Genomic DNA, 18535 nt, shown 5'->3' with positions numbered 1-18535 from the left:
TAATCAGTCACAAGCATAGCACGATTTAAATATATACTCAAGTAAAAGTTACTAATTAGTCACAAGAGGAGATTATATATGCAATGGATTTTACAGGATGAGTCTATCGGTGGTAATATTCAAAACATACGAATAGAAAGAAACATGACACAACAAGAGGTTGTTGAGCAATTGCAATTAATGGGAAGCATTATGTCACGAAGTACTCTTGCTAATATAGAATGTGGAAGAAGGAATATTAAGGTTAGTGACTTAAAATTATTAAAAGAAATTTTTAATGTTGATTATGCACGTTTTTTTGAGTGAATTATTCAAAAATAAATTATTAGGTGTATTTTGATTATCTTTATATAAATATAGAGAGCCTTTCGACTCTCTTATTCGTTCCACTATTTTCCGCAGCTCTCCGGATATAACAGAGTAACCACACCCTTGGAGTAGTATGCGTCAAACCACTGCCAGATATCTTCTCTTTCTGTTCCTTTCTCGAAGATGAACCAGTCCTGTCCGAGTACCAGATCTTTTTCTCCGTCATCAAACGGTACGTTGGAAAAACTCTTCCAGAGATCCTGTATCAGATCATCTGTATCCATATAGGTCTTTACGGTTTTACTGTTCTGGTCGTAGATGACCACGAATATATTGCGGACCTCACAGAATGGTATGATCCTCCAGATTGCTATCTGGATGCAGTCATCGATAGAACTGCTTTCTTCCCAGATACTCTCCGGATTTGTACCTGTTGGCTTATCTTTCATGAATTTGAAGATACCTATTGTGTACTTGCAATCCCCCGAATATACCGGATGGAAAGCGAAACAACCTCCCTGTCCAAAAATTTCCTGACCGTTTTCACTCATAATATATTCTCCTTTCGTTATTTGGTCGCAGACAATATGAAGAACCAAATGCAGCATGAAAAAAAGTGAATTCGAATTCACTTTTTAAATTACAATATGCATAAAACAGACATGGGTATTTTGTATATATTACCGAAATAAAAAAGACACCGGAAAAATATCAGTTTTCTGCGCTTATGAAAGTAGAGAGAAAGGAGGTTCATATCCATGAGCAAAGAACTGGTCAGATTATTAAGAAAAATTGCAGAAGTGTCAGGTAAGCTGTACTCCACTACGTTACAGGATAAAGACCTGAAAGTATGCAAAGGGGCGAAAAGACTGGCGGAACTGGCAGAGAAAGGGACATCCGCGGAAGAAGCTGAGGAGGTACTGCGAAGAGAAGGGTTGATTTTATCCGCGGAAGAAAATCCAATATACCGCGTAAATTAAAATTGTTTAAAAAGATAAGAAGAGCCGGGAGAAATTCCCGGCTTAGTCTTGTATATATTTGTTTTTCTATTTGCTCAGCTGTTTCTGTACATTTTCTATATTATTTGCCTGCCCGGAAACGATATAAGGAAGCAAATCTCATCCATGGATACTCTTTCATACTATATCAACTGCAGGGAGAGGCTATTATTGCACATTTTTCTCAAAAAAAATTGTCTCTACTCTTTTGCTGATCCAGAGATTTTTCCGCGGACATCCCAAAGCCTTAACCAAAATGATTTTCCAGAACTGTGTTTCTCTCGTTTTTCAGTCTACAATTGAGCTGAAGTAGTTACGGAAAAACAGGAATTATCCGCGGATAGAACATTATCATGGATTACAAAAAAATGACTGGGAGGAGGATTCCGCGGAAGCTCTTCTGTCGGATCTATGGTCTTTTAGCCAGGCTTTGATCATTCTCTGTTTTTTGCGTTTTTCCGCATCTTTGCTCTTATCCTAGTTCTTATAGCTCCATGCAGCCATGGCCTTTTGTTTACTTTTGTAACCGTAGCCCTGGGCATCGTCCAAAACATTTCCTATTTCCTCATCGACAACCACAAATCTTCTGTCATACGGACCAGAAAGCGTTTTCGATTCTACTACTTTCACATTTCTCCTCTTTGTTTCGGATATATCCTTCACCTTCCTTCCTAGCTATCACAGGAATCGTCATACTTTGTCCAGTCGCTCATATATTCGCTATACGGACATGTGCAGATCCAGTCATCAGAAGTATCTTTCTTGTGGTATCTGCAGGTTCCGCAGCATTCTGTATAATCATTGTATTCTGTCATAATTTTCTCCTTTCCGTTACCTGATTAACTTATGATTAAATCTTATCCTATGTCAGAAAAATATTATTCTGATACGAAAAAACTTCTCCTTGTTTTATTTTTGTATTTGTAATACAATTGTCCTTGAAAGGAAAAATTTTTAGACACATTGTTGACTGTAGCTTGTTGAGATTTTTGAGGTACGGTCCCAAAATATAGAAAAACAAGGAGGCAATAAAAATGCGAAACGTATTAAGCGACACAGAATTTTATATTTTACAGTATTTATGGTCATTAGAAACGCCTACAACTTTTGCAGAGATCATGGTCCATTTTACGGAAGAAGGAAAGACCTGGAAAAAGCAGACTGTGAACACGTTCCTCTCCCGTATGAATCCAAAAAGGATATTTAAAATCAGATAAAACAAAAGGTCCGAGAGCTGTTTATCTTCCAGTGTTTACCCAAAAAGAATTTCATGAAAAATATGCAAAAGACATAGTAGAAGGTTACTATGACAATTCCATTCTGGAATTTGTACGTGCATATACAGCAGGACATAAATTAGATGACACAGAGAAAACAGAGTTATCCTCTTACATCCAGAACCTATAAGATTATCACATATACAAAGGACTGCCAGATGGCAGTCCCTTATTTTTAATCATCAACGGAATCAAAAGAGAATTCATCAATATGATAAACGGATACCTCATTGATCACATAGGTTTTTTCATTTTTCACGTATTCTCTGCTCTGAAGTCTTCCGGAAACATAGAACTTATCTCCTACGGCACTCTGTGCCATCTTTTTTGCGTTTTTACTCCAGCAGATGCAAGGTACATAATAAGACATACCTCTGTCATTGATCGCCAGGACACAGTCACAGACTGTACGATTTGAGAAAGGAGTTTTCCGCAGCACCGGCTTCTTACAGAGATATCCTTCGAATTTCAGCTGGTCGGTATCCATAACAGTTCCTGCTTCAACTTCTGTAATATCATAAGCAAAGATATAAATATACAAGTGCCCATTTACAGTTTTTGTCTGGATTGCTCCGGCAATTTTTACACATGAGCCTTCTGTGATATTTCCCAATAACTTTTTGTTTACAACTACATTGATACGGTCTTTGACTGTAGACGGTTCTTTTCTGGAGGTGTAAACGATAAGGTTTACAAATTTGTCTGTAATAAACGGGGTATTCTCTTCTACTGCGTTAACGGTACCTGTTATGTTCGCTCTGTCGATACATGAGTATACGTATTTCTTAGCCATAATAATCTCCTTTTTAATTTTTGCAGACCATTTTTGATCCTGTAGTTTTTAAGTTAAAAGTAATATGATGAATAATATTTTTTGTGATATTAACATATAGAAAGAGAAAACTATTGTACTACGTCGAAATACTTAAAACAAGCAGAAACCTTTGATTGGATGATGGAGATTGATTCAGAAAAATATGGGAACCTCTCTCAAAAAAAGTGAATTCGAATTCACTTTTTTATACAAAGACATCCGCGGCTAATTTCGATCTTCCGCGGATGTCCAAAAACAAAGAAAAGGATTCTGAACAACATATGGAGCATAAGTCTCATACACTGTTCATGAGTGTATTGTAGCTGATTATGACAGCAGGATTTTCCGACACGAAAAAAAGGATACTGCATATACGATGCGACATCCTCTTTTATCTTCCATCTGCGAAAGCTTCTTTCAAGGGCTGCGATTCCATTTTTACTACGGTTTCGATATATGCAGTCAGCTGCGGACAAGCCTGTACCAGAGTATTTTTCTCACCGTCATAATACCGATAAACTCCATCCGCAAAAAATTCGCTGACATCGTAATAGAAATCAACATCAAAGGTAGTTACAAAAGAATTGCTTTCAGCATTGAAAATATCTGCAAATTCTGATGCCTGGCTTTGATCTCCATTGATGTAATCCAGATAGTGTCCAAATTCATGCACAACAGCAGTTTCTATGGCGGCATCACGCTGTTCGATGTATATCTCATGATTGTCGAAATCTGTGACACCTTTTACGGAATTAAATTGTCCTCCAAGAATATCGTAAGCAATATTCTTATCTGTTACATAGAATGTCCATCCATTATCCAGAAATCCATCCAGCAGGTTTTTTGGCATGACATTAAGCAGATCATTTGCTCGGTCTACTGATGCCTGGCTTACGTTTCCGTCCGCCTGTGCAACTGTCACATACGACTCCCCTTCTGCTGCCTGCACGTTCGCTGCTCCAACCAGTGAGAGCACTATACATCCTGCAATCATTGTTCTTCTCATGTTATTCCTCTTTTCTCAGATTTAAGGTCAAACTCAAAATTTCGCATAAAAAAGACACTCACAGCATTTTCCGAACTCTGTGAGTGCCCAAAAACGAAAGGTGAATTCTGAACATCTTTGCTGTTCATGGTTTTAGTATAGCTGATATTGGCAGACTGCTTTTCTGGTACGAAAAAACTCTGTTTCTGACAGAGGATACCTGCAAAGATCAAACTCTCTTCTCTGCCAAAATACACTTCATACAGCTCTCCGCAGAAAAAGCTCTTAGTTTCATGATCTTTCTCCAAAGCCGGATGGATAAGTCAACTTTCAGCAGTCCCGGTTTTTCTGGATATTTTTCCTTAAGCAGATCCAGTACTTCCTCCCATTCGTATTTTTGCGGGATGACGTAAGTAACAGGTGGAAGGATACTCTCCCTTGGGGTACGAATAGTGTTGGATGGGACATATGTGTACGTTCCACTGTCTACGAGAGCAAGCATTTGATCTACAAAATCTTCAGGAAGCAGATTCTCATTGCGCTCTCCTTCTGTTTTGATCTCATTTATTATATGGATGGGCAAACCGCTGCTTAAGGCCGTTTCTTTGTTTATAGGTGAATGGTAGGTATGAGTTCCAATACATCGGAAAAAATAATACCTGTAATATGGCTCTCCTTTTCGGACAAAGAACCGGATATCCTTTCCTTCTTTCCGGCAGATTCCTCTATCCAGAACCCGGTTATGAAAAATGGAATCTATAAAAACATCCGCATAATCAATCCCATCCTTATCGTAAACGTAATCTTTCTTGTAACCTGCCAGCTCCTGATGGACACAGACCGGCTTTACGATCTGTAGCAGCAGTTCCTTTTTTGCATAAAATTCTTTCTCCATTCTTTCGGCTTCTTCCGGATTATCCGGATTATTAAAACCAAACAGCTGCGCCTGTGCATACAGACTCTTTTTTGCTTTCCTTTTCTGATCCCTGTAGTTTTTGGCCCTTTTATTCAGGGAGAACAGAGCCAAATCAAGCATTTCGTATGTTATGATCCCTTTAAACAGGTTTTCATAAAAGATTCCAGGTGTATCCATTTAAAATCCCTCCTGTTTTTTCTTTAAAATGCAAAAAAGACAGTATCAGATGTTTTCTGATACTGTCATATGAAGACATTTTATTAATCTGCGCATCCAAGACTCGTGACTTTAGTAGTGAGATACTTGACTATACAACATAAAAATAGGATTTTTCTATTTCCGGAGCGTATCTGTAATGAGCAATACAGTTGATTCCTACAAAATGCTCTCCACTCATCTGGGATTTCTCTTCTGCAGTTAACATTCTGGACAGAGTTATCCTTGTTGCATCTCTCCCATCTTTTAGTTTACAGTCATGAAAGTCAATGATATCGTGCTGTATGGTTTGTGGCAGCAATTGAAGCAAATCCATTGTATCCATTTTTTCTATTTCTCCCTTTTTTATTATTATTTTAGCGCAATGGTACCAAAATATCAACTAATTTCTGGCTTTCCAGTATTTTGTATTTGTTCCCTGATGCGTGGTAGTGTTGACAAAGGAAACTGCATAATCCGTTTTCAGACCGGATACAGTATTATATACGACATCCTCTTCTTTGACGGAATTAAACACCGGATCGTAGTTTGCCAGTCCCGGTCTGGAGGAGATCGTACCGTCAGAATACCGGCTGACGATGATCTTCATGAATGCATCGGAATTTGTTATGCTGTTACCTTTTACGACTACATTGCTGATACCCCTTGCATCAATGGCAAGTGCGGAACCGTCAGGAGCGGTGATGGTGGAAAAAGTGTTGTTAAGGATACTGGAGTCCTCCCAGTTCTGCGCACGTATTGCAAATGTCCGGCAGGAACTGAAACTGTTGTTTTCAATACGGATATTTTTATGCGGGTGTCCCGGTGTATACATATGCGTACCCACTCCTGCGGTGAGATTTTTGAATACATTATTATGGATATACACAGTATCGTTCGCAGTCTTGTCCTGGCCGCTTCCTTCCCATGTAAATCCTCCGGTTGCAGGATCCGGGACGTCTAAGTTGATCGCTTCTTTCTTTCCTCCGGAAGTGGAACCTTCAAAGGTACAGTTACGGATCTCTACGTTATTGGAAGCATCCATCTCAATGAAATGTGCAGATGTATCGGACATACGGGCAAAGGTGATCCCTTCGATCAGGATGTTCTTCGTATGTCCCATCAAGATCGCGGCATTTCCTCCAAATTCCTTATCAAAGAAAACCTTTCCCCTGCCGATTATCTTGATGTCATGGACACCATTGTATCCGTAGAATTTCTTTCCGGTATTTACGTCATTGTAACTGCAAAGGATGAAAAGAGTCCCCTTGTCCTGCCGTTTGATCGTGACCCCGTCCTCAAATATGACGGTTGTATTGGAAGGGATATACAGAGGAAACTGCAGGTTATAGGTTCCTTTTTTCAGGTGCAGCTCTCCGCCTCCAATATTGGCAAAGTATTCCAGGTAAGAACGGAGAACGTAATAAGAACGAGTCTGTTCCGTGAACCAGGATGTGTTCATGTATTTTTTCTTATAAGTATCGGATTTCGGGGATACAGTGATCACTTTGCCTTCTGCCGCAGAGCTGTTTTTGATCGTGATCTTTACGGAAGAAGAGTATTTTCCGTATTTCTTTTTACCGGAAGAATCCGCATAAGCCCTGACGCGGAAATAATAGGTATTCCCTGGTGTAAGCCCGCTTACCGTATAGCTCTTCTTTCCGGTGGTCTTGATCCTGTGGAATTTTTCTGAACCAGTTTTCTGGTATATCTGATATCCCTTGGCTCCTGCTGCTGTATTCCATGTCAGTTTTACTTTTTCACCGGACTGTTTCGCCTTGACGCCGGAAACCTTTCCCAGAGCCGATGCGCTGACAGGGACTGCACACAGGCAGAGGACCAGCAGGAATATAAATAAGATTCTTTTTCTCATATTTTCGCCTTTCCGCGAAAGGCATCAGTGTACTATGAAGTATACTGGCTTTCGCTATCTGTTTTTTAGGATATTTTTTTCCTGGTACAAACATATTTAATCTGCATCACCCCATCCATTGATTATTTCATAGCAGCTGCAGGTTGCACGTTGTATATCCGCGGACTCACCAAACCATGGATCTGGCAGTAACACAGAAACTATCTTCTGACGCAGCGTTTTTGCGACTTCCACTGTCTGTTTTTTTTCCTCGATATCCTTCGCAGTTTTTTTTGCTTCAATGTCGTTTCGAATAAAGAAATCCATTGAAAAAATAAGGACATCCAGAAGCGTAATATTAATATGCAGCTGCTGTTTGGAAAACTCCATGCATTCATCATTTGAAGAGTCAAAACATTCTATCATTTGTTTAAGATCATCAGTGACCATCTTCTGGTATTCCCCATCAATTTTAGAAAGTGGTTTTCCTTGAAAACTTGACCATCTCATAGATTGTAATTTATATAACATTTCTCTTTCATCAGCAGTCAAATTGATCTCCATGTTTTTTGTCCTTTCCTTAGTTTTTTTAATTCATATCCGGCAGGAATGAGATCAGATTGAAGAACAGGTCTGAAACCTTTATCAGACAGTGAGCAACCATCTGCCACCTGCCTGCTCTCTTCTCCTTCCAGCCATCTGTCGCCGGTAGCATAATCGACCCCGATCCCGGGTTGTACATGTAGTAGTATATGTTAATATAGTACCTGTTTTTCCTGATGTTCGCAATGATTTTTGTTGTTCTTATGTTTTTAACTGTACAAAAATATCCCTATATCAAAAAAGAGAGGAAAACCTCTCTTTTTGTGGAAGTACCTGTATGTAGAAGAGTCATTCAGCAAGCAGCTTCAAGCTGCTTGCTGAAACCTCATATGCAGTGCGGCTTTCCGTTTCTGTTTCGCTGATCCGTTTAGAGTATTCTCTGCTCTGGATACGGCCCTTGATCTGCAGATGATCCCCAATGTCCAGGGAATCTGCAAAGCGGGCATTTCTTCCCCAGCAGAGACAGGGGATATAATCGGATTTCCTGTAAGGACGGTTAACAGCAAGCAGTACATCGGCGATCTCTCTGCCGAGCGGAGTTTTCCGGAATACGGTTGGCTTACAAATATATCCATCCAGATAAATCTCATTTATCGGATAATCCTCCTCTTCCAAAATCTCCATTTTTGTTGCAAATACATGGAGGATAAGGCGGTTATGTTCTTCATTATACTGATTGTAGGAACGGAACTGTCCGCGGATCTCCACATATTTTCCAATATAATCCTGTGTTACGTCTATCAGCCGTTCGGATACCATGAAGGGAATGGTATCTGTCATTTCGCTGAGTCTGTCTACGGTTACCTGTGCGGTGTAAAACCCTTCTCCCAAAAGTTCGTGACTAAAGGAAAAACCTGTTACCATTTTTCCTCTTAAATGTACCTGGTTGTTTTCAATAATGTGTTCTGTTGTGTCGTACAATGTTTTATCTCCTCTCTGTTGATCGTTGCTCATTCCTGTAATGAAGCAAATATCTGATTGTAATGAAGCAGCGTTTTTTCTGCTTACCTGTACATAATATGAGAAAATCGAAAAGGTAACTTCTGGTACGAAAAAAGGAGCTGCAAAATACATACAGCTCCTGAACACTACAGATATTGGGTTTCCCTTACCATTACATTCATTTCCCCAAATGCCTCTTTCAGCTCATTGATTGCTTTCTGATCGGATGACATATGGATCTTCAATGCCATGGTGATTCTTTTATCATTCAAAAGAACACTGACCAGGGACATTCCCCTGTTCCAGGATGAGATCTTTTCCAATACACTTTCATTGTTCCTGAATTCCCGGATACTGTCAAACCGGATCCATATCCTGTAGTTTGGCTCATCAAGGAAGAAAACACTGTCAGCGATCAGGCTTGCTTCCTCTTCCCGGATACTTACCTTTCCTCTGATAAAAACAGGCCTGTCCTCCCTGATCTTTTCATTTATCAACTCATACAGGGAATGGAAAACGACCACTTTGGTAACACCAATGGAATCTTCTACATCAAGGAACACCATAGGCTCATTGTTCTTTTTGGTATAGATCACTTTAAAGGACCTGATGATCCCGGCAACGGATATCTCTTCCTTTTCCTTTGCAGGGATATCACCTGTCTCCTCATCCGCATACAGATAAGTACTGTATTTGACCGGATTTTTAGAAAGGACCTCAGCGTATACATCGATCGGATGTTTTGAGATATACACGCCTGCTCCTTCTTTTTCATAAAACAGCAGTTCTTCCTCGGAATATTCCGGTAACTCAGAAAGAGTATCCGCCATGTCCGAACTGTTTCCAAACAGATCCATCAGGGACAGCTGCCCTTCGATCTGTTTTTTGGATGCACGTTTTTGGGAGGACAGATATTCCACGCCGGAGATCATCAGTGTATGTCTGGTATATCCGGTAAAATCCAGCGCACCTGTTTTTGCAAGTGCTTCCAGCATCTTTTTATCGATCTCCGGATTTCGCTTTACCAGGTCGTAAAATGATACATACTGACCGTTTGTTTTCCGTTCATCTATGACTTTTCCAATTGCTTCCTTGCCAACGTTTTTGAGTGCAGCAAGGCCATAATAAATGGAATCTCCAACAACAGTGAAATCCTCATGGCACAGATTGATATCCGGTGGAAGGATCCTGATACCATTTTTTCTGTATTCAGCGATATAAACCGCAAGCTGTATCTGTCTTATCCATAACGGATGTCAACAGTCCGGCTGCAAATTCCAGTGCATAATGGGCTTTCAGATATGCCGTCTGCATTGCAATGGCAGCATAAGCCGCAGCATGGCTCTTATTAAAAGCATACTTGGCAAAATCAACCATCTGCTCCCAGATCTGCTTTGCGGTTTCTTCCGGGATCCCGCGGTTGACACAGCCGTCAATCTCAAGCTCTTTATCTCCGTATATAAATCTTGGAGCTTCCTGATCCATAATCTCCTGTTTCTTTTTACCCATAGCCTTACGGATAAGATCGGCCCTTCCCATGGAAAAACCTGCTAACTTTTGTACGATCTGCAATAGCGATAGGTAAGATTTTGAAGTAATCTCCACCTTTTCCCCCGCTTCACACCGTACATGAGAGTTTCCCAACTCATACGGCGTTCCATCGAATACATAATAATCTAATAGTTAATATTAAAATATCATTATTGATAACAATTTTATATTTTGATTATTATGCTATTCCGACTAAAGCCTATCCCTCCGCAGCTTATTATCACTGCTTCAAAGGTACTGTGGCTTCACTCTCACTGAGATTAAGATAAGTTATAGTTTTTCACTTTTCCTTATCAATACTTCATAGGAATTGAATTTCCTCCATATTCCCAGCTTTCCACGTTCCTATAATTTTAGCTCTACATATATCCTTAGGTGCTTCCTTTAAGCCCGTTAGCTTGATAGTGCCTGTAACACTATAAGGTCTTTCATAAAGCTAAATCTTACTAAACCTCACTAACACCCCACAGGGGGGATGTGGCATTTGCTGCTCACTTTTCAGAACTCCAGGACCCGTACACTCGGAAGTTCGTCAGTGTTTGTGAATACATTCTCACCATAGATATTTTGTAGCCTCGCGGTCTATAGACCACATTGTTCACCTCTGAACAACTTTCCTCAGCTACATGAAGTTTTACTCTTTTCATACACAGGTGGGCTCTAGCCACTTTTAGACCAATGTTTTACTTAGATTATTATCCTCACTTCTCTGTTAGGGTGGTTCTCGACCTGCCTTACCCAGCTTCATACAATCGAATATTCAACTTCTCATGCATGTGGGGGCTATTAGAGAGAGCATTTCAAGGTTTATTATGCCGAGCTCGGCATAATGAACGTTGCGGCACACCGGTAATAGTTGCTTTTTCCAAGCCGTTTTCCATTACACCTGCTTTCAGATATTTCCGAATCAGATTTAATGTGGTACTGTCATTTACTTGTTCTCTTAGTATCTGAATTAATTTGTCGTGATTTACCTTGTCGAAAAACTGTTCTATATCTATATCCACTACCCATTCATACCCATCATTCAGAGTCTTCCAATGCCTGTCGAATGGCATCATGACGAACTTCTTCCGGCTCTGAATCCATAACTATAGTCACTGAATATCTTCTTCATAAATATCAGATATAGGCTGTGCTATTGCCTGCTGGATAGTTCTGTCAAGTGCTGTGGGTATTCCCAATGGTCTTTTCTTACCATTGTCTTTCGGAATGTATACTTCTTCGGACTCGTTTCGGTATATATCTTCTGCATAAGAGATGTAACGATTTTCTCTCTGTTCTCCCTTATATAATCTCCCAGTTCTTCTACAGTAACTCCATCAACACCACTCGGCACCCTTATTAGCAACTACCTTTTTATAGGCTCTGTTCAGATTTTTCTTTCGACAAGATCACTTCAATCAATTCCATTGTTGTTACTCCTCTGACTTTATCCTAAAATTCATACATAACACCCCTCTAAGTGTAACCAGTATTCCTCGGTTACGTTCCTACTTTTCCTGTCCACTCGATTTCTGGCTCATGTATTATTTTAAACATAACGATTCGTACTATCGATCGACTTCAGTACTTCGGCTTTCGCCTACCATGACGTCGTTGACTTCCCCTCTCTCCAAACCTTTTTCGACCATACCTTTCAGTATGTGAGGTCGGGTCTCCCGAGGTAAGACGCTAATCTTTCGTTCCACAACCTCTTGATTTACAACTTCGGTTTACGTTTACCTTTTTTGGGCTTTGGTTTGTCTAGCAAACTTACCCACCTAATCGCCTTATCAAGTTTCTGTACGTAGGCTCAAGAACTTTGTTACACCACTTCCTTCATCCATACCATTACTGGTACCGACTTGTGGTTCACTACACTTGGCGGTAAATACCCGTGACTGGACTTTCACCAGTACAGATTAGTGCCATGCTCGGCACACTAGCAGAAAACCCCATCCGACGTCAGTCGGTTGGGGTAGTTCAAAAATATGGAAGAAGAGTATCGTTATATATATGTTTCCAGCGAATACATTATTTTTCTCCTTTGTTATTCTCTCAATTATCACAGTATTCGGCACATATAGTACCACCACCACAGAACCTCTACTTCTAAGTCACTGACAGGTTCAGCGATGTTCCAGCTTCGAAGCAGGTTCTCCAATGAAGTTGATAAAGAATCGTAATCTTCTCCGTAGATATTCGCAGAGGATTCTGCGTCTAACTCAGGATCTTCATCTCTTTCCTGATTAGGAATGATAATTCCTTTGTCGTCAAGAAAGTCCTCGAAAATATCAATGATATTCCCAATCAGTTCCGGTTTGTTCATTTCGTTTATAATAATCTTTTCATTTATACTGCTCATAATAGATTTCTCCTTTGTTTAATTTAGAACATCCCTGTGTATAAGTTACCAACAAACATATGTCCTATCTTCCATATTCTTTTCACTCTCCTTTCGTTTTATGTTTACATTGATAAACATGAAAAACGGCTGAAAGAAATAGAAAAAACAGCTTGTAAAACAAGCCGCTTTAAAATAGAAAGATATAAGAAAACACAGTATTGTCGTTTCATACGAAAAAGAGACAGCCAAAGCCGCCTCAGATCTTTACGCATCGATCCACACCGTAGATGACATTCAGTCCACTTCCGGTATCCCACCGAACACAGATAGAACCGGTATCGTCCACATGAACTACCGTTCCTTCTGAACCAATCGGTGGAGCCTGGATATCGTCCATCTTAAGAAGTCTTACCCGGCATCCTGCCGGGTATTTTTTACGTAGATGTTCTACTGTTTTTCTGTCTGGATACGTTTTTTCCTGTTTTTTATGAAATTTGACTTTTTTGATCGGGATGCCCCGCAACTTGGCCAGTTCTAGCTCTTCCTCCATTCCGGAAGAGATCCTGTGCTCCGACAGTACGATACGGAGAACAAATAAATACGTATTTCATGTTTCCTCCTTTGTGATAAATATTCTGTGCTCGATTGTCTCCGTAGCAACAGAATCCACTATGGTTTCTTTTTTTACCAGTGTTTCCCGTACAAGTTGGAGCTCATGGATGATATCCGCGGATGGCTTCTTTTCCAAAACCATTGTCTGGATTTCTGAGAGCTTCCAGTCGAGATACTGGGTTACTGTCCAGTTCATGAATAACTCCTCAAAGAATTGACTTCTCTGAAAAGCACCAGGGCTTCCTTCTTATACTTTGATCTGGAAAATACGACCAGATACCCGGTGATTTCCTCAAGGTTTCCGGAGGTTACTGCGGACAGGATATCTTCAGGTTCCATATCATCCCCGGCTTTCTTTGAAAACTCAGAGATCTTTTCTGCGACAGGCTGCCATTTGGATACGGCAGCATCCGCGGAGACAAGACTATACGCCTGAAGTTTTTCTTCCGGGATCTCATCTGGGGTAAGAAAATATCCCCAGGCCTGTCTCATGATCTCCTCCACGTACTGACGCTGGTTGAAATTAACCACTTCCCGAATCGTACAGTCAGGTATGGTACCTATAGAAACCGGGCGTATTACTGAATAATATTTATACATTTTTTTCTCCTTTCGTTTTTTTGATACAGAGATAAAATGAATAAAGATAAAAACCGTGAAAATATTCCGTTCCGTACGTAGATTTTAAAATGGAAAACTTAATTCTTCTTTCCTTTTTAAAAAAAGGACAGCCGCAGCTGTCCCAATGTACTTATATATTTTCATCTAATCCCAAATTGACGACTTCTTTGTACTTTAGCCACAATAGACCACATGAAGGTCATCAAAAATTTTACGAACATCAATATCGTATTTTCCAATTTCATCATCTGTGATTATTGGTTTTAAAAATTCATTTATGGCATGGGTACAGCTGCCATTGCAACTTAAGGCAAACCATCCGCTGACGTTTTCTCCATTTATTTCGATGTCATCAAAATGATCTAGTTCCAGTTCCTCAGAACTGGGGATGAGCGCGGCTACATCATTTATCCTCCTGATAAGTTGCTGAGTGTTCCATTTAGAAGCAAGCTGTTGTTCAAGACAGTATTTTTCGTAGAACTTATAAAGTTCTTCATCTGGCATCTGCTCAGCAATCTGGTCAAGCAGGTTATCGACAGTATCATTGTCATCAGGAACCTTATTTCCGATAAAATCTGCAAGCCCTTCCGGTCCGTTTATGAACAATGTTTTTTTCAGAATGTTCCATTTTTCATCAGAAAATTTAAGATCCTGCTCAGAGGCCAACTGCTCATCAAAATCAACATCAGTCTGTGTTATATTGTAAAAATCTTTTTCAAATCCGAACAGCTTTAAAAAACTGTTGGGAACATATAAGAAAAAATCTCCCCAGTTAAAACATTGACAGTTATGCTGATACACTTTATAGCCAGCATCGGTGTTGATATATGCGGCAGTAGCTTTTTTGACAGCTTCCTGCAAATCAATGGACTCATCATAAATGTTAAAAGCGTAGATCGTTGAGTACGTTTCGGTACCTCTTACTTCCGTAGCTGTTATGAATTCTTTTCGCATTAGTTTTATAAACTCCCTTCTATTAGTTTTTTACGGCTGCATTAACTGAACAGTCTGGTATTGTACCCAAGGAAATGGGACAAAATAAAAAATAATACTCATACATTGTTTTTCTCCTTTCTTTTTTTGATACAGAGATAAAATGAATAAAAATAAGGCCAGTGAAAATACTCTGTTCCGGACGCAGATTTTGAATTCGAATTCACTTTTTTGTCTGTCGTAATAAGAGACAGAAAAAAACAGGGTTCCCCCTGTTTCTTATGATGGCCGACTGGCAGATACCAGCCGACCTTTGGAGTTTACACACGGATAGCTGGCTGCAGATAAATCTGCATCCAGAACAGCACTTTCTTGACGATATCAAGAAGGCTGTCTATCGCATCCCCAGCCCACGGTGGAAGCTGGGAAACATAGGTGTCCAGCACAGCCGGCATTACCCTGACTAGATCAGCATATACGTCTGGATGCGTGAACTTCAGGTACAGAACAAACAGAAACGTCGCCGTAAACATGACATTCAGCATTCTGGCGAAAAGCTTGATGCCCTTCCTGAATGTACGCAGGTCTTTTTTTACGGTGGTTGATATGTCCTGTTCAACCAGATCAAGAGCATTAGCTGTTCTTCCAATGCCTTTATCTACCTGTCCTAATACAGTTTCAAGCTTGTTTATAGCCTGATCCATATAGTTTGTTACTTTTGCTCCAAGATTCTTCATAATTTTTTTCTCCCTTCGTTTTTTGAATGCACAAAAAAGATGAAAAATATTTGTTTCAATAAAAAAAGCTGCCCAAAGGGGGGCAGCTTAAATTTGAACAATATGGATTTCCAGGCCATGTTTCTTTGCAGTATCGATCATATTCTTCGTTCCGCGGGACTTCCCGTCCCAGAAAGCAATCAGAATACCGTATGTCTCGGAAGCATATTTTGCCATTTCCTCATTTCTTATAGGACCAGCTTTTTTTCCGTACAGATTCCAGTTTGCGGGAAAACGAAAGCAGATCAGACCGTTGTTGTGGGCGAATGTTTCTCCGATCATATCCGCACCCTGACATCCTCCGCTGACGATCTTCATTTCCCGGATCTCCTGCATGGAAAGAGAACCAAATGTCTGGGACATTACCTTCCGCAGCAAGTCATAATCGGAAAACGTTCTGGTACCGGCAATGATGATCCTTCTTTCCATATCAGTCACCACCTTTCGAGAAACGGCCGTATTCTTCCACAATGGAGTTCCACTGGTCATTATCTGCAACACTGCAGTCATGCTGGCGGATGAACCTGTCTGCCATAAGTCCGGCTTCCTGTTTTGCAAAGAACAGGGCATCCGGCATAGAATAGATACTCGGGAGCATACGGTCGACATTTTCATCGGAAATGATCAGTTTTTGATCAGTTTCCAGAGCATCCCTGACAGCAGCTACCGCATCGTTTTGACGGTGTTCGAACTGTCCCTGACAGTATGCTGTTTCCAGCAGCTTCCTTTTTCCCAGACAGCTGCCCCAGTGATCGCTTTCATTGTAGGAAACCATCTGTTCCAAGAACTCTGCCAGTTCTTCCGGTGTTGCGTACAGTTTTCCGAGTGCATTTGAGATCCGTTTATTTACGGAAAGATGCTTTCTCGGAATTTTCCCGGCATACCTCAGATTTGTAATCATGCTGCTTTCATGACAGAAATCCGAAAATAAGCCTGTCAGTTCGATCAGAATCTCCCGGATGTTTTTGTATCCCGGTACTTCAAACTGTTTTTTATCCAGCAAACCTTGTGCATTGACAAATTCGATTTCAAAGACGGAATCCTGCAAAAACAGGTGACTTTCGTAATCCTCCTTTTTCATCCCTCGGCAGACACAGATGTTTAAAATCGGCAGGTTTTCAATCCCGTTTTCATCAAACCATTGAGCAATTGTCATGATAAATATTTCTCCTTTCGTTTTTGGTCTGACTTAAACATGAAAAAACATTTCTGAGATGAAACTCTTCGTTATGTAGAAACCTTTCTTTTGACATTCATGGTCTTTTTAACACTGTCCTTTAGGTCGTTGGGTAACAGCATGACCGTTACGAGATTGTAGTCAGAAAAGACATAGACAAATTCTCCATAGATCCGCAGATTATTTGCCGAGTAATCATAACAATATAATTGATAAAAATACTTATCCAGTCTTCCTGATACATCTGCATGACTGACACCTTCCGCAAAAGCTTTTTCTGCCATTCTCTGGCAAGTTGACTTGCTGTAACCACACCTTTCTTTCATGCGCTTATACGCATGTTTCGTTACGTTTACCATACACGCATCTCCTTTTTCTTTTATTGTAATCTCAATATGACAACAAAGAGGAAGAAGCGAAAAAACGGATATAAGTCCAGCTGAAGAGACTATTGCCTGCGTGATTTTGCCTCCACAGTGACGATATATGGTCTGTCATTATAGGATACGGTAACATGGTTTTTACCGGAAACCACTTTAAACTTTGGCAGATAGACGTCTGATGATGGAATAGAACGTGTGGCACCATCACTGTACTGTAGGGTAAACAAAAAATCTTTTCCTTTATGTTTTCCTTCATATATGGTCTTCTTCCCATCCATTCGTATCCCCGTCACCCGGACAGCCTCCACGGAAATAGTATCTGTCCCAAACGGGGTCTCTACGGAAATCTCGTTGGATCCCCCTCCAAAGACCAGTGGGGCATATTTAAGGGTAAAATCCTTAAGTGCTTCTCTTCTCCCGTCCTCGTATGCGACATATCCGGAAATCTTGTCCCGATTGAATCTGTCCCCCTCATAGACAGTCCCGTTGTATTCCCAGATACATTTATCAACGGGGATAACATCCACATCCAACGTTGTGGTCATGTTACTGGCAGAAATGTCAAATTCCAGATCCTCTCCATTTAAGGATGCCGGTTTCATGTCAAATACCTCAATCTCCTTTTTTCTTCCCAAAAGACTAAAAGAATGGATATCCACATCATTTTTGCTTATCATTTCACTCTGATACACTCTGTCACCGGTATAAGTAGCCTCAATCCCTATCGGGATAAACCATCCGGCAGTCAGAGCAGTCCCTAAGACTGCTGCTACTATAAGTTCTTTTGTCATGATCCTACCTCCTGATCCGGTCATTACCGGATTCTGTATTCTGTATATGTGAAAATGACAAAAAAGCCAGAGACTAATCGTAGTCCCTGACTTCTTTCTTTCCTTCCCGTCTTCTTTTCTTGCTTGTCACACCAACAAATACGGCAGGTCTTCCAACCGGCGGACGGTTATGACGGATATCGGAGATCCCCATCTGTTCCTTGAGCTTTTTTAGAAATTTTTTTGGTCATCTTGATTTCTCCTCTCGTTTTTGGCATATTAAGTTGTAAACAACATGAAGAAAGGATTGAGAAAATGATACAACTGATGACATTTTTGATCGCACAGCTGATGTTTGTACCAGTATATCTTAAGGTTACTGATACCTGCACCGAAAACAAAGATACATTTTGACAAAAAATTAATATCATTTCGATCTCACCATTTGCAGTATATTTATATGTAAACATTTTTTTCGCTCTTGCCATGGCA

At 40.3% G+C, this 18535-nt stretch carries 28 protein-coding genes and 1 pseudogene; 4 read left to right on the top strand and 25 right to left on the bottom strand.

The features are described 5' to 3' along the window. The first annotated feature begins 78 nt into the window (after positions 1 to 78). Positions 79 to 306: a helix-turn-helix domain-containing protein gene (locus AC075L_RS04665; RefSeq protein WP_476387241.1), complete on the top strand. Its 228-nt coding sequence runs from the start codon at positions 79 to 81 to the stop codon at positions 304 to 306. Between the two features lie 83 nt (positions 307 to 389). On the opposite strand, the gene AC075L_RS04660 is transcribed toward AC075L_RS04665, so the two are convergent. After that, positions 390 to 860: a hypothetical protein gene (locus AC075L_RS04660; protein WP_476387240.1), complete on the bottom strand. Its 471-nt coding sequence runs from the start codon at positions 858 to 860 to the stop codon at positions 390 to 392. 207 nt (positions 861 to 1067) lie between these two features. On the opposite strand from AC075L_RS04660, the gene AC075L_RS04655 reads away from it, so the two are divergent. Further along, positions 1068 to 1289 carry a hypothetical protein gene (locus tag AC075L_RS04655; protein WP_476387239.1) on the top strand — a complete coding sequence of 74 codons (222 nt, stop codon included), beginning with the start codon at positions 1068 to 1070 and terminating at the stop codon, positions 1287 to 1289. Positions 1290 to 1784: 495 nt separating this feature from the next. Here AC075L_RS04655 and AC075L_RS04650 read toward each other — a convergent pair whose 3' ends face one another. Together AC075L_RS04650 and AC075L_RS04645 are read right to left on the bottom strand one after the other, a co-directional pair. Beyond that, the gene (locus AC075L_RS04650; RefSeq protein ID WP_476387238.1) at positions 1785 to 1937 is read right to left on the bottom strand and encodes a hypothetical protein; all 153 of its coding nucleotides are present in this window, start codon (positions 1935 to 1937) and stop codon (positions 1785 to 1787) included. A 41-nt stretch (positions 1938 to 1978) separates the two neighbouring features. After that, the gene (locus tag AC075L_RS04645; protein ID WP_476387237.1) at positions 1979 to 2122 is read right to left on the bottom strand and encodes a hypothetical protein; all 144 of its coding nucleotides are present in this window, start codon (positions 2120 to 2122) and stop codon (positions 1979 to 1981) included. Between the two features lie 219 nt (positions 2123 to 2341). Here AC075L_RS04645 and AC075L_RS04640 point away from each other — a divergent pair, with 219 nt between their 5' ends. Beyond that, positions 2342 to 2524, top strand: coding sequence for a BlaI/MecI/CopY family transcriptional regulator (locus tag AC075L_RS04640; RefSeq protein WP_476387236.1), 183 nt, complete (start codon positions 2342 to 2344; stop codon positions 2522 to 2524). 31 nt (positions 2525 to 2555) lie between these two features. Further along, positions 2556 to 2645 (top strand): annotated as a pseudogene (locus AC075L_RS04635) (hypothetical protein); the annotation flags it as partial. A 114-nt stretch (positions 2646 to 2759) separates the two neighbouring features. Here AC075L_RS04635 and AC075L_RS04630 read toward each other — a convergent pair. The 22 genes from AC075L_RS04630 to AC075L_RS04525 all read right to left on the bottom strand — a co-directional run. Then, entirely contained in the window at positions 2760 to 3377 is a 618-nt protein-coding gene (locus AC075L_RS04630) for a single-stranded DNA-binding protein (RefSeq protein WP_476387235.1), read from the bottom strand. A gap of 412 nt (positions 3378 to 3789) precedes the next feature. Next, positions 3790 to 4404: an anthrax toxin lethal factor-related metalloendopeptidase gene (locus AC075L_RS04625; RefSeq protein WP_476387234.1), complete on the bottom strand. Its 615-nt coding sequence runs from the start codon at positions 4402 to 4404 to the stop codon at positions 3790 to 3792. Between the two features lie 208 nt (positions 4405 to 4612). Next, on the bottom strand, positions 4613 to 5476 hold the full coding sequence (locus tag AC075L_RS04620; protein ID WP_476387233.1) for a hypothetical protein: 864 nt from the start codon (positions 5474 to 5476) through the stop codon (positions 4613 to 4615). Between the two features lie 130 nt (positions 5477 to 5606). Next, positions 5607 to 5840 (bottom strand): hypothetical protein, encoded by a 234-nt coding sequence (locus AC075L_RS04615; RefSeq protein ID WP_055060550.1) that lies wholly within the window; start codon positions 5838 to 5840, stop codon positions 5607 to 5609. Between the two features lie 57 nt (positions 5841 to 5897). Further along, complete coding sequence (locus AC075L_RS04610; RefSeq protein WP_476387232.1) at positions 5898 to 7367, bottom strand: fibronectin type III domain-containing protein; 1470 nt, start codon at positions 7365 to 7367, stop codon at positions 5898 to 5900. Between the two features lie 96 nt (positions 7368 to 7463). After that, positions 7464 to 7910, bottom strand: coding sequence for a hypothetical protein (locus AC075L_RS04605; RefSeq protein ID WP_476387231.1), 447 nt, complete (start codon positions 7908 to 7910; stop codon positions 7464 to 7466). Between the two features lie 25 nt (positions 7911 to 7935). Then, positions 7936 to 8061 (bottom strand): hypothetical protein, encoded by a 126-nt coding sequence (locus AC075L_RS04600; RefSeq protein ID WP_476387230.1) that lies wholly within the window; start codon positions 8059 to 8061, stop codon positions 7936 to 7938. A 176-nt stretch (positions 8062 to 8237) separates the two neighbouring features. Continuing rightward, on the bottom strand, positions 8238 to 8903 hold the full coding sequence (locus tag AC075L_RS04595) for a single-stranded DNA-binding protein (protein WP_476387229.1): 666 nt from the start codon (positions 8901 to 8903) through the stop codon (positions 8238 to 8240). A 134-nt stretch (positions 8904 to 9037) separates the two neighbouring features. Further along, positions 9038 to 10078, bottom strand: coding sequence for a helix-hairpin-helix domain-containing protein (locus AC075L_RS04590; protein WP_476387258.1), 1041 nt, complete (start codon positions 10076 to 10078; stop codon positions 9038 to 9040). Positions 10079 to 10100: 22 nt separating this feature from the next. Next, positions 10101 to 10496 carry a hypothetical protein gene (locus AC075L_RS04585; RefSeq protein ID WP_476387228.1) on the bottom strand — a complete coding sequence of 132 codons (396 nt, stop codon included), beginning with the start codon at positions 10494 to 10496 and terminating at the stop codon, positions 10101 to 10103. A 746-nt stretch (positions 10497 to 11242) separates the two neighbouring features. Continuing rightward, positions 11243 to 11503, bottom strand: coding sequence for a reverse transcriptase domain-containing protein (locus AC075L_RS04580; protein ID WP_476387227.1), 261 nt, complete (start codon positions 11501 to 11503; stop codon positions 11243 to 11245). Between the two features lie 986 nt (positions 11504 to 12489). Next, positions 12490 to 12789 (bottom strand): hypothetical protein, encoded by a 300-nt coding sequence (locus tag AC075L_RS04575; protein WP_476387226.1) that lies wholly within the window; start codon positions 12787 to 12789, stop codon positions 12490 to 12492. A 238-nt stretch (positions 12790 to 13027) separates the two neighbouring features. Then, complete coding sequence (locus AC075L_RS04570; RefSeq protein WP_476387225.1) at positions 13028 to 13321, bottom strand: DUF4314 domain-containing protein; 294 nt, start codon at positions 13319 to 13321, stop codon at positions 13028 to 13030. A gap of 57 nt (positions 13322 to 13378) precedes the next feature. Continuing rightward, positions 13379 to 13579: a hypothetical protein gene (locus tag AC075L_RS04565; protein WP_476387224.1), complete on the bottom strand. Its 201-nt coding sequence runs from the start codon at positions 13577 to 13579 to the stop codon at positions 13379 to 13381. Then, complete coding sequence (locus AC075L_RS04560; RefSeq protein WP_476387223.1) at positions 13576 to 13983, bottom strand: defense against restriction DarA-related protein; 408 nt, start codon at positions 13981 to 13983, stop codon at positions 13576 to 13578. The genes AC075L_RS04565 and AC075L_RS04560 overlap by 4 nt, the downstream gene beginning before the upstream one ends. 195 nt (positions 13984 to 14178) lie before the next feature. Then, positions 14179 to 14958 (bottom strand): hypothetical protein, encoded by a 780-nt coding sequence (locus tag AC075L_RS04555; protein WP_476387222.1) that lies wholly within the window; start codon positions 14956 to 14958, stop codon positions 14179 to 14181. 299 nt (positions 14959 to 15257) lie between these two features. Further along, positions 15258 to 15674 carry a hypothetical protein gene (locus tag AC075L_RS04550; protein ID WP_476387221.1) on the bottom strand — a complete coding sequence of 139 codons (417 nt, stop codon included), beginning with the start codon at positions 15672 to 15674 and terminating at the stop codon, positions 15258 to 15260. An 87-nt stretch (positions 15675 to 15761) separates the two neighbouring features. Then, positions 15762 to 16142: a DUF2493 domain-containing protein gene (locus AC075L_RS04545; protein WP_476387220.1), complete on the bottom strand. Its 381-nt coding sequence runs from the start codon at positions 16140 to 16142 to the stop codon at positions 15762 to 15764. Between the two features lies 1 nt (position 16143). Next, positions 16144 to 16869, bottom strand: coding sequence for a hypothetical protein (locus AC075L_RS04540; RefSeq protein ID WP_476387219.1), 726 nt, complete (start codon positions 16867 to 16869; stop codon positions 16144 to 16146). 71 nt (positions 16870 to 16940) lie between these two features. Continuing rightward, complete coding sequence (locus AC075L_RS04535; protein ID WP_476387218.1) at positions 16941 to 17249, bottom strand: hypothetical protein; 309 nt, start codon at positions 17247 to 17249, stop codon at positions 16941 to 16943. Positions 17250 to 17338: 89 nt separating this feature from the next. Further along, complete coding sequence (locus AC075L_RS04530; RefSeq protein WP_476387217.1) at positions 17339 to 18064, bottom strand: hypothetical protein; 726 nt, start codon at positions 18062 to 18064, stop codon at positions 17339 to 17341. 167 nt (positions 18065 to 18231) lie between these two features. Next, the coding region (locus tag AC075L_RS04525) for a hypothetical protein (protein WP_476387216.1) at positions 18232 to 18535 on the bottom strand (304 nt) is incomplete at its 5' end.

The organism is Blautia sp. ZXY-1-B12, assembly GCF_056339915.1.
Note: the sequence above shows the minus strand (reverse complement) of the source record. Positions and strands in the feature narration are given on the sequence as shown.